Genomic DNA, 11205 nt, shown 5'->3' on the forward strand with positions numbered 1-11205 from the left:
AGGCTGAGAGCGAATAGTGCGCCGAAGAAGAGCCCCACAGGTTTGGGCGGAGTTCTTGCGACCCTAAAGGGTCGCGCGGGCCGAAGCCTCCCGCCGCGGAGGGACGCACAGCGTCTTTTGCTGCCAGCCTCTACCTGAAGCGACGCAGGCTTCGACCCGCTCAGGCGATAAGGCTGAACTTGACAGAAAAGGCGTTGCTCCTGCAACTCGAAGGGTCGCGCAGTTCGCCGCCAGCGGTGGACTGCAACTCGTCGGGGCTCGTTGCACTCACCGCTGGCGGCGAACTTAGGTTAAGAACGAAATAGCACGCAAGGACGAGCTCCGAGAGATTTGGTTTGTGGAGTGGGCGGTGGTTTGGGCGAAACTGTCGCGACCCTTTAGGGTCGCCGGACCTGCGCGCTGGGCCTTCGGCCCACCCCGGAGCGCGCAGCCTAAATCTGAAAGAGTAGGGCATTACCAAAACGGGTCGGAGCCAGCGTAGCCGGAAACGAGCCTCGCGAAGTTGCAGGCCTACGCCTGGCTCCGGCCCGCGCGGTTCTTCGAACCGCAAGAGTACAAATAAGGTAGCCCTGACCCCGCCCGCCAAAGTCAAGCCAGTTAGGGTAGTTCCAGCCCATTGCCCCACTGCGGGCACGCGCGTCCGTTTATTCCGAGAGGCAACGCAACTGAAAACCGTGGGCGCGATTGTGCGCGTTGCCGGGATAGAGGTGTTGTGTGCCGAAGTCCAAATACAGCACCGTGACGATTATCGGCGTATACGACCAACTGTACCCGCGGCCGACATACCTTGCTACGCCCTCCCAGCCCGCACGACCGAAGTCGCGGCAGCCCGGGGCGGGGTAAGCTCGCCCCGAGAAAAACAGACCGCCGACTACCCTAAACAGATTCGGAGAGCGCGCCCGCCTGAAGCGTCGGATTCGGATTGTATTCGTCCGACTCGATCTGGCCGTCCCGCAGCCGGACAATGCGCCGCGCATGACGTGCGATATCCTCCTCGTGCGTCACCACGATCACCGTGTTCCCCTCCCGGTAGATCCGTTCGAAGAGGTGCATGATGTCGATCGACGTCTTCGTGTCGAGGTTTCCCGTCGGTTCGTCCGCCAGAATGATCGACGGATCGTTCACCAGCGCCCGCGCCACCGCCACCCGCTGTCGTTGTCCCCCGCTCATCTCGTTCGGCCGGTGCTCCATGCGGTTTTCGAGCCCCACGCTGCACAGCGCCTCCTCCGCCCGCCGCAGCCGTCGCGATTTCGATATCCCCGCGTAGATCAGCGGCACCGCTACATTCTCCACCGCCGTGTAGCGCGGCAGGAGGTTGAACGTCTGGAACACGAAGCCGATCTCCTTGTTGCGCACCTCAGCCAGCTCATCCTCGTCCATGTCGCTCACATCCGTTCCGTTCAGCACATAGCGGCCCGAAGTCGGCGTGTCCAGACACCCCAGCATGTTCATCAGCGTCGATTTTCCCGACCCCGACGGGCCCATAATCGCCATGTAATCATTGCGGTAGATCGTCAGGTCGACCCCGTCCAGCGCGTTCACCAGCTGGTCGCCCACCTCGTAAGTCTTGTGTATGTCGTCGATCAGGATGATCGGCTCTCGATTCTCCATAATGGTTGGTTGTAAGAGAGTTAAGGTTAGTTTCGAATACGGAAGAACTGTTTTTGGAGCTTCGGATCGAAAAAGAGAACCAGAAGCCCCTGTAAATGAGCCGCCACGACATGGGTCTCGGCGAACCAGCGATCGAAATCGTGCCGTTCCTGCGCCGTGCGGAACGGTTCGAGCAGACAGACCACCCGCTTCGCCTCCCCGTCCGTCACATCCGTTACGGAATGCACAAATTTCACATTTTCAGCTCCGTATCGAGTGGCAATGACCTCCGGCAGCCGCCTCCGCCGCTGCGGCAGAACCACCTCGCGCACGAAACGGTACATCATCGGCGAGTGGATGCCGTGTCCCCGCCAATGCCGCGCCGTGAGCGCGTGTCGCAGTCGTGTATAAAGTTGATACCGTGTCATTTGCGATTTATTCGTGCCGCCGCCGACCGCCCTGCCCGATAGCCTGTCGAGAGGGCGATCTGGATGTTGTATCCGCCCGTATCCGCATCGATGTCAAGCAGTTCGCCCGCGAAGTAGAGCCCCCTGACCCGTCGCGAAGCCAGAGTCAGCGGGTCGACCTCCGCTAGATCGACTCCCCCCGCCGTCACGATCGCCTCGGTGAACGGCCGATAGTCCCGCACCGGGATCCGCCACTCTTTCAAAGCACAGACGAGTTTCTCGCAATCCGCTGCCGACAAAGAGCCCGCCGGCTTTGATAAAGAGAGCCCCGCCGCCCGTGCGATAACCGACCGAAGCTGTGTCGGTAATAGCTTCTGTAATAAGATTTTAACCGGCGTGTCCCTGCCCAGCGCCTCGATCTCCCGCCCGATGCGGTTCCGCAGCTTTTCCGCCGAAAGGGCCGGTTTCAAGTCCACCGAGAGCTCCACCCGCCGCCCGTCGATCAGCGCGTCCACCGCCGTCCGACTCACTTGCAGGACGATCGCCCCGCCCGCGATCCCCTCCGCCGTGAACTCCATCTCGCCGAACCGCCGCTCCGCCACCGCGCCGTCCACCCACAAAGAGAGTTCTACATTCTTCAGCATCAGCCCCTTCAGTCCTCCCGGAACCGCCACCTCCAACGGCACTAAAGCCGGTCTCAGCGGTTCGATCCGGTGTCCCGCCGCGTCCGCCATCTCGTGTCCGTCGCCCGTCGAGCCCGTCGTCGGATAGCTCACCCCGCCCGTCGCCAGCACTACCGCCCGCGCTTCGAGCCGCTCTCCCGACTCCAAGACCACCCCCCGCACCCCGCCATCCGCCAGCCACAAAGCCGAGACCGGCGCCAGGCATCGCACCTCCGCCCCCGACCGCCGGGCCCACGCCGCCAACGCCTCCGCCACGTCCCACGCCCGTCCCGAAGCCGGAAAAATCCGTCCGCCCCGCTCGTGTGCGAGCGGCACCCCCAATTCCGATTCGAACCAGCGGATAGCCGCCCGGTTGTCGAACGCCTCGAACGCCGGACGGAAAAAGTCCGCCCCCTGCCGTACCTTCGCGAGGAACTCCTCCCGCGGCCGGTCGTTCGTCACGTTGCACCGCCCCTTGCCCGTGATCCGCAGTTTGCGGGCCGGTTTCTCCATCTTTTCGAGCAGCAGCACACGCCCCTGCCCGCCAAGATATGCCGCCGCCTGTCCCGCAGCCGTCAGGCCCGCCGGCCCGCCGCCTATGACGATCAGGTCATACATGCCGCAACGCCTCGATCGACCGGGCCACCCGCTCCGGATCCGTGATATCCCGCGCAAACTCCTCGACCGTCACCGTCCCGCCCATCGAGACCCGCTCGTTCCGATACGCCATCCCCCCCTCGACCCGCCGCCGCGCCGACATGTGAAACTCTGCGGCACCCGTCGCCCGCGCCAAATCCGCCACATTCGATTCGTTCACCCCGCAACCCGGCATAATAATAATCCGCCCCTGCGCCCGGCGCACCAGCTCGGCAATCAATGCCGAGCCCGCCGGCGCGCTGGCCTCCTGTCCCGAGGTCAGAATCCGGTCGAACCCCAGCGCGATGATCTCCTCCAGCGCCTCGAACGGGTCGCGGCAGACGTCGAAAGCCCGGTGGAACGTGGTCGAGAGGCCTCCCGCCGCCGCCATCAGCTCCGCGTTCCGTTCCACGTCGATCGTCCCGTCCGCCCGCAAGCAGCCGAAGACCACTCCGTCCGCCCCCGCCGCCTTGGCCGCCTCGATGTCGAGGAGCATCGTCTGCATCTCCGCCGGCGTGTAGAGAAAATCGCCCCCCCGCGGCCGGATAATCACGTTCAGCTGAATTCCGATCGCCCGCCGGGCCGTCACCATCTCGCCGTAGCTCGGCGTCGTCCCCCCCTCCGGAATCCCCGCGCAGAGCTCCACCCGCACGGCTCCTCCCTGCTCCGCCGCCACGCAGCTCGCCGCCGAATTGGCGCATACTTCGATCTTCGGATTTACCATATGTATGTCCCTTTCCATGTTTTGACATTTCCCTTCGCATCGCCCACCGTCAGCACCAGCCGGTGCCGCGTCTCCGCTCCCGCCGCCGCCCGCTGCGGCACGTACTCCAGCGTGCGGCTCTTCGGATCCCACGCCAGCAGCTCCCACCGCCCGTCCACCGTCAGCGAGTAGCGCACGATGCCCGACAGGTCGTCCGTCGCCCTCCACCGCAGCGTCTCACCCGCCGGAATCCGGCCCTCCGAAGCCAAAGCCGCCGTCACCGTCGGCGCCAGCGTGTCCGCCGCTACGGCGAAACACCCCAGCCGTTTGCTCCGCGCCACCACCCGCCGCGTCTCCGCTTCCCATCCTCCGCCCACGTTCGAGAGCCGGCCCCGGTCGTCGACCGATACCACCACCAGCTTGCTCCGCAGCGAAGCCGGCACGCTGTCCGCCGCCAGCGAGATCGTCGCCGCTCGTTGCAGCGGCACATCCTCCGACCCGATCCGTACCACCGGCCGCCCCGCTACCGTATCCTGCGCCGCCTCCAGCACCATCGACTCGTACAGCGCCCGCCCCGGGATGTCGACCGTCGCTCCCGGTAGCCGGAACTGCGCGCCGCTCCACCACATCACCCCCCGCCCCTGCGGCTCCTCGGCCTCCGGCATCGGCTCGCCCCGCACAATGGTGAACCTCAGGGTCGTCGTATTCCCCGCGTCGTCGCGGATCACCGTCTCGACCCGCCGTCCCGCCGAATCGGCCACCCGGATCGTCCCGTCGCCCAGCCGCCGCTCCGGCCCGTAGTTCGCCAGCCGGTTATTGGGCGAGACGTAAGCCCGCAGCACCGACGTCCGTCGCGCACAGCGGTTCTCCGGATAGTCGACGAAAGCGGCCACATAGCCGGTGGTCGCGAAGTCGATCCGGTCGAGCCGGAAGCTGAAGTGCCGTCCCCCATCCACCGCCTGCCGCAGGCTGTAGACCCCCATCGTATTCGACCGTCCGTCCTTGTAGTCGATCACCTCGTAAGCCAAGTACCCCGGCCCGTGGAGCGTCAGCACCGAGTCCTCCGGCTGCGTCGTCCCGTCCGGCAGCGTCCGCACCGCCACCGCCTGCCGCAGCCGCCGACGAGGAGCTCCCGCCACCGAGTCGATCTCGTAGAGCAACACCCGGCTCACCGTCGGCGGGATCCGGTCGGGCACGTTGAAGACCCCCTCGGCGATCAGGTTCCGCGGTCGTCCGTAGGCGTCGCGAATCTCGAAATGGAGGTGCGGCCCGCCCGACGAGCCCGTGTTGCCCAGCGCCGCGATTCGTTCGCCCTGTTTCACCGGGAACTGTCCGCTCGCCGGATAGAGGTCTACGCGGAACGACCGCTTGGCATACTGCTGGCTCCGCACCCACCGCGCGATGCGCGGTTCGAAGCTCTCCAGGTGTCCGTAGACCGACGTCTCGCCGTTCGGATGGGTGATGTAGAGCACGTGTCCGTAGCCCGTCGGCCAGACCCCCACGCGCGAGACGAAGCCGTCCGCCGCGGCATAGACCGGACTGCCCGGCCCCTGCAACGCCCGGATGTCGAGCCCCGTATGGAAATGTCCCGAGCGAATTTCGCCCACGTTCCCCGCCAGCTGAATCGCGAACCCCACCGGCGAACGGTAGTACTCCGCCCCGTAAACCGCCTTTCCCTGTGCGGCTCCGGCGGCCTGCGCGACGCCCCAAACGGTCGTCGCGGCCATGAAAAACAGTCGTTTCCAGTCGATTACCATCGTGTAAAGTCTTCGCCCGGATCGTAGTCCGGGGCCAGTATTCGTTCCAGCATCCGTTGAATTTCGGCGTAGTCGTATCCCCGCCCCATGGCCCACCGGAAGAGCCGCGTCCGGAGGTCGTAAGCGCTCTTCGCCCGGTCGCGCTCGCGCAGCAGCCGGCGGTAGAGGATCAGCTCCAGCTTCTCCGTCTGGCGCTCCGGTTCGATCTGCTGCAGCGCCTCGGCGATGATCTCCTTCGGAATCCCTTTGGCTCTCAGCCCCAGCTCGATCCGCCGTCGGCCCCAGTTGGCGCAGCTCATCTTGTCGCGCACATAGGCCCGGGCATAGCGCTCCTCGTCCACGAACTTCTCGCGGACGAGCCGTTCGATGATCGGGTCGTAGTCCTCCTTGTTCATCCGCCACCGGAAGAGCGACCGTCGGATGTCGCTGATACACCGTTCGCTCTTCGCGCAGCTGAGCATCAGCGACTCCAGGGCGCGTTCCGGCGTTTTGGCCGGTTTCGAGAAGTCGATGTTTTCGAGCCTCCGCCGCCTCGGGTGGCGGTCGTAGCCGAACTCTTCGTCGCCGTAGTAGACCATAGCGTTACTTGTTTTCCGATATGAATGTCGCCCGCACGAACCTTTCGCGCCCGTGCAGATCGCGTATCACCCGCACATCGGCATAGCCCAGCCCCTGCAACAGCTCCCGCGTCTGAAGGCCGAACCGCTCGTTGATCTCGAACCAGAGCTCACCCCCCGGTTTCAAGAGCGGCAGCCGCGCGATCGCCCGGTAGAAGCGCAGCGGGTCGTCGTCCGGTACGTATAAGGCCCCCTCCGGTTCATAGCGCACCACGTTGGCCCGCATCTCAGCCCGCTCCGAATCGAGCACATAGGGCGGATTGCTCACCACCAGGTCGAATTTTTCCGCTTCCGGCACTGGTGGTCCGCCGCTCAACACATCCTGTTGCACGAACCGAATACGCCCTCCCACACCAACGGCCTCCGCATTCCGAGCCGCCACCCGCAGCGCCCCCTCCGAGATGTCCCACGCCTCGACACAGGTCTCCGCCCCCCATTCTGCCGCCAGCGTGACGGCGATCGCCCCGCTCCCCGTCCCGATGTCCAGCACCCGCCGCCGGGGCGATCCGTCCAGAATCGTCCGCACCAGCTGCTCCGTCTCGCCCCGCGGGATCAGCGTGTCGGGCGTCACCTCGAACGAGCGGCCGTAGAACTCCTCCCGCCCCGTGACATACTGTACCGGTTCCCACCGCTCCAGCCGCCGGAGATCCTCCTCCCACGCCTCGCCGAGCTCGAACGCCGCGTCGCCCTGCAAGGCGACCGCTAACCGTCCGATGCCGTATTTCTCTTCCAACAGCCTGGAGACGACGACCCGCGCCTCGTCTGTCCCGTACAACGGGCTCAGCCGGGCGACGGCGAGGCGACTTGTTTCCCGAAGCGTCATATTGAGCAAAGATACGTAAATTTGCCTCCATGACCGAAGAATTGTATATGAAAAGGTGCCTGGAGCTGGCCGCCCTCGGAGCCGGCGCGGCGGCGCCCAATCCGATGGTGGGCTGCGTGATCGTGCACGACGGGCGGATCATCGGCGAAGGGTGGCACCGTCGGTGCGGCGAGGCCCATGCCGAGGTGAACGCCGTGGCCGATGCCGAGGCCCGGGGATACGGCGATCGGTTGCCGGAGAGCACGTTGTACGTCTCGCTGGAGCCTTGCAGTCACTGGGGCCGGACGCCGCCGTGCGCCGAACTGATCGTCGCGCGGCGCATTCCGCGGGTCGTGGTGGGTTGCATCGACTCCTACTGCGAGGTGTGCGGGCGAGGCATCGAGCGGTTGCGCGAGGCAGGCGTCGAGGTGAGGGTAGGGGTGCTGGAGCGGGAGTGCCTGCACTTCAACCGCCGCTTCTTTACGGCTCAGAATCAGGGGCGTCCGTACGTGATTCTGAAGTGGGCGCAGACTGCCGACGGCTGTCTGGACGCGGTGCGACCCGGCCCGGAGGTGCCGGCGGCTTGGATGACAGGCCCTGCGGCTCGGGTGCTGGTGCACCGCTGGCGGGCCGAGGAGGATGCGATACTGGTCGGAACGGAGACCGCGCGGCTGGACGACCCGTCGCTGACGGTGCGGGCATGGGAGGGTCGGAATCCGCTGCGGGTGGTGCTCGACCGGCGTCTGACGCTGCCCGAGGGGTTGCGCCTGTTCAGTGACGGGGCGGCGCGGACGCTCTTATTCACGGCCCCGGAACGACTCGCCGAGGCGGAACAGCGTTTTTCTTCCCGGTCGGAGGTGGCGGTCGAGGGGTTCGAGACGTTGGCCGATGTGTTGCGTGTGCTGGCGGGAGAGCCCTATCGGGTGCAGTCCTTGATTGTGGAGGGGGGCCGTCGGGTGCTGGAGTCGTTTATCGGCGAGGGGCTGTGGGACGAGGCGCGGGTCTTCACGTCGGGTCTTTCGGTGCGGGAGCTCTACCCGGCCGAGGCGGTGCCGTGGAGCGGGGGAGTGGCAGCTCCGCTCCTGCCGCCGGAGGCGCGGTTAGCGGACGAGCTTCCCGCCGTGGGGTTGCGGGTCTATGAGTGGGGGCTATGCAACAAATAATGCTTCTATGATGAGAATAGATGTAGTTGTTGTTATCATTGGTGTTATCGTTATAGCGATCGCCATATTCTATAGGTTAAAGAATATGGCTTTGTTAAAGACGGTAACAACGATACATCGAGGAACTCGATCGGAACGAAAATTAATCTTACGATTGTTAAAACATGGGATTCCTCCTATTACTACTTATCATGATTTATACTTATCCAAGCGTGCGAATAATCAATATGCACAAATAGATGCAGTGGTAGTTACGAAAGTTGGAATAATCGTTTTTGAAGTAAAAGATTATAGCGGATGGATATTCGGTAAGGGATATCAAAATTATTGGACACAAGTATTGGCTTATGGAAGAGAAAAATATCGCTTCTATAATCCAATTATGCAAAATAAAGGACACATTGAAGCTCTGAAATGGAAGCTATCCGGAATTGCTGATGTTCCGTTTTATTCTGTGATTATTTTTTATGGTCGATGTGCCTTGCGTGACGTTAGTTGTATACCAGATGGAACTTATATTGGATATTCGGAAGATATTATACCCATAATTCGTTTTATCACAGAGAATAATCCACCTGTTGAGTATCAAAATAAACGAGCTGTCGTGAATATCTTAACAGAAGCTGTAAATAATGGGAATGATACAAATGTTGTGAATCAGCATATCCGAAATATCTGGTGCAAATATTACGAATAATAGAACAAGGCGGGGGCTCATTGAGAGCCCCCGCTTCCTATTTTACACCGCCTCCTGTTCCCCGTAGGCCCGCACCGCCAGCCGACGAACCCACACCACGAAGCCCCCCGTCAGGATCAGGTTCAACACCAGCGTCAGCACCGAAATCACCAAAGCAGGGCCGCCGATCCGGTATCCCAGCGCGATGAAGATAATCCCGGCTCCCACCTCGCCCCGCGTGAACATCCCCACTGACAGTGCCAGCCGTTCCTCCAGCATCCGGTCGCGGTAGAAAAACAACGGCACCAACTTACCCGCGTTCGACAGCAGCGAAACCACCACCACATGCACCGCAATCGCCCCCCACGAGATCATCGGCTGCATCCCGAGGATCGAAGGCCCGCCCCCCTCGGCCGCCGACGAGGCCGAAAAACCGCTCATCGCCCCGCCGCCCACGAAATACGGCATGCTCAGTCCGACTAACAGCATGAATAGGAGTGAGATACCTGTCGATACATTGCGTTCGATGCGGGAGTCGATGTGCCGATGACGCATCACCATCCCTAAGACGAACGCCGGCAGCAAGACTTCGATATGGATGTGGAAGAGCCGGTTCACGAGCCACGTCACGAAGATCACCCCCACGGCATAGAGCAGAATGGCCCACCAGCGTTGTCCGATTCGGAACCGGGCCAGAAACTTCCATCCGAAACCCAGCAGGACGGTGACGACCGCCAGTATCACGATTACTTCCAGTCGGAATCCGACCATCATGATTTGCAGCGGAATCATCAGCAGGATGGTGTCCAGGTCGTCGAAGATGGCCAGCACCTGGATTTTCCGGTAGATCCAACTGCTCTGGAGCCCGATGGCGGCGAGCATCGTAAAGAGGATTCCGGCCGATGTCGGTGCGGCGAACCGGCTGAGCAGCAGGCTCTCTTTCCACGCGCCCCAGTCTCCGTAGTAGCTCTCGGGCAGCAGCACGAAGACGTAGTAGACGGCAACCAGGAGCCACGGCAGCGCTGCGGTGGCCATCGCGATGAAGTAGTCGCTCACGTAGCTCCGCCAGCGTGATTTCTCGACCTCGAACTCCCTCCCGACGTTGATCATGATGAAGGCGAGGCAGATGTAGAGCATCAGATCGGCGGTCTGTTTGAATGTGCCGTACCCGCTGTCGGAGAGGAGGTTGGGCAGTACTTGCGAGGCGGTGAGCCCGACTACTAGGAATAGAGAAAATAGGAGTATTTTTCGCATCGGTTTTTGAATGATATGATTTGAGGTCGGTTGTATTTCGGGGCTTCGGAGCGGTTGTAGGGCTCTGAAGCGGAGGTTCAGGGTATTGTTCGTAGAATCGCAGGAGTAAGGTCTTTTTCTGGCGGATTCGTCCTTGGCCTATAGTAGTTCGTCGCTGACGGAGGCGCAATTGAGTCTGTGAAAAGTGCAATTGCTTTATCGGGCCGCACCTGCGGTTGCATCGGGTAGCGGTTGCCGGTTATTAAGGCCGAGGCGGCCAGTTGGTTAGGGTAGAGTCTGCCCGGTTGTTAGTAGGGTAGTTCCAGCCCCTTGCCCCCGCGGTCCTGCGGCGTTTATTCCGAGAGGCAACGCAACTGAAAACCGTAGCCTCGGGTATGTGCACGATGGGGATCGAGTGCTGTCACGTGGAAGAACAAGTGCTTTCCATTGGTGCCACCGGCTGTCGATGAACAACCGTAGCCGTAACTGCCGACACCGTATAATGCTCCCGTAGTGTAGTGGCGTTCGCCCGGGGCGGGGTTTGGCGGTTTGCCGCCAGCGGAGGCACAACGAACTCTGCCGAGCTGCAGCCCGCCGCGTGGGGTGGCGGCGAACTGCGCGGCTCAAAGAGCCGCAGAGGCTCGGCCCAATTCGCCGCCCCATTCTGTTGGTTTCAGGTTGCGCGCTCCTGGGGTGGGCCGAAGGCCCGTCGCCCGTTGGGTCGCAACAGTTTCGCCCAAACCATCGCCCGTTTATCACCACATTCTGTCGGGTTCGTTTTCGGCCGCAGCCAGCGGAGAACGAATATTAAGGCCGAGGCGGCCAGTAAAAGACGCTGTGCGTCCCCTCCGCATCCGGGGGCTGCGGGCCGACCGTTAACACGGGGACTTAGCTATTCGCTCGCGGCCTAAAGTAAAGCCCAAAGCACAGCTAACAGTTCAGCCCAACCCACCGCCCTC

Annotated in this window: 10 protein-coding genes; 2 read left to right on the forward strand and 8 right to left on the reverse strand. The window is 62.6% G+C overall.

All coding sequences use genetic code 11. The annotated features are described in order from the left end of the window. Positions 1–876 precede the first annotated feature (876 nt). Genes QZ302_RS06310 through prmC form a run of 7 tightly spaced genes read right to left on the reverse strand, consistent with a single transcriptional unit; the run spans position 877 to position 7195 of the window. A complete protein-coding gene (locus QZ302_RS06310; RefSeq protein WP_294593727.1) occupies positions 877–1611 on the reverse strand; it encodes an ABC transporter ATP-binding protein in 735 nt (244 codons plus the stop codon). 26 nt (positions 1612–1637) lie between these two features. Further along, positions 1638–2018: a hypothetical protein gene (locus tag QZ302_RS06315; protein ID WP_294593729.1), complete on the reverse strand. Its 381-nt coding sequence runs from the start codon at positions 2016–2018 to the stop codon at positions 1638–1640. Further along, a complete protein-coding gene (locus QZ302_RS06320; protein ID WP_294593731.1) occupies positions 2015–3277 on the reverse strand; it encodes an NAD(P)/FAD-dependent oxidoreductase in 1263 nt (420 codons plus the stop codon). Before QZ302_RS06320 ends, QZ302_RS06315 begins: the two co-directional genes overlap by 4 nt. Beyond that, positions 3270–4019 carry a copper homeostasis protein CutC gene (locus QZ302_RS06325; RefSeq protein WP_294593733.1) on the reverse strand — a complete coding sequence of 250 codons (750 nt, stop codon included), beginning with the start codon at positions 4017–4019 and terminating at the stop codon, positions 3270–3272. Before QZ302_RS06325 ends, QZ302_RS06320 begins: the two co-directional genes overlap by 8 nt. Then, positions 4013–5755, reverse strand: a complete 1743-nt coding sequence (locus QZ302_RS06330; RefSeq protein WP_294593735.1) for a M23 family metallopeptidase — start codon at positions 5753–5755, stop codon at positions 4013–4015. The genes QZ302_RS06325 and QZ302_RS06330 overlap by 7 nt, the downstream gene beginning before the upstream one ends. Then, positions 5749–6333: a regulatory protein RecX gene (locus QZ302_RS06335; protein ID WP_294593738.1), complete on the reverse strand. Its 585-nt coding sequence runs from the start codon at positions 6331–6333 to the stop codon at positions 5749–5751. Before QZ302_RS06335 ends, QZ302_RS06330 begins: the two co-directional genes overlap by 7 nt. A 4-nt stretch (positions 6334–6337) precedes the next feature. Beyond that, positions 6338–7195, reverse strand: coding sequence for a peptide chain release factor N(5)-glutamine methyltransferase (prmC, locus tag QZ302_RS06340; RefSeq protein WP_294593741.1), 858 nt, complete (start codon positions 7193–7195; stop codon positions 6338–6340). Positions 7196–7242: 47 nt separating this feature from the next. On the opposite strand from prmC, the gene ribD reads away from it, so the two are divergent. Both ribD and QZ302_RS06350 read left to right on the forward strand, forming a co-directional pair. Then, positions 7243–8337 carry a bifunctional diaminohydroxyphosphoribosylaminopyrimidine deaminase/5-amino-6-(5-phosphoribosylamino)uracil reductase RibD gene (ribD, locus tag QZ302_RS06345; RefSeq protein WP_294593744.1) on the forward strand — a complete coding sequence of 365 codons (1095 nt, stop codon included), beginning with the start codon at positions 7243–7245 and terminating at the stop codon, positions 8335–8337. A gap of 7 nt (positions 8338–8344) precedes the next feature. Further along, complete coding sequence (locus QZ302_RS06350; protein ID WP_294593747.1) at positions 8345–9034, forward strand: nuclease-related domain-containing protein; 690 nt, start codon at positions 8345–8347, stop codon at positions 9032–9034. A gap of 42 nt (positions 9035–9076) precedes the next feature. On the opposite strand, the gene QZ302_RS06355 is transcribed toward QZ302_RS06350, so the two are convergent. Continuing rightward, entirely contained in the window at positions 9077–10267 is a 1191-nt protein-coding gene (locus QZ302_RS06355) for a sodium:proton antiporter (protein ID WP_294593750.1), read from the reverse strand. Between the last annotated feature and the right edge of the window lie 938 nt (positions 10268–11205).

Origin of the sequence: uncultured Rikenella sp. (assembly GCF_910579375.1) — a bacterium.
Classification (GTDB): Bacteria; Bacteroidota; Bacteroidia; order Bacteroidales; family Rikenellaceae; genus Rikenella.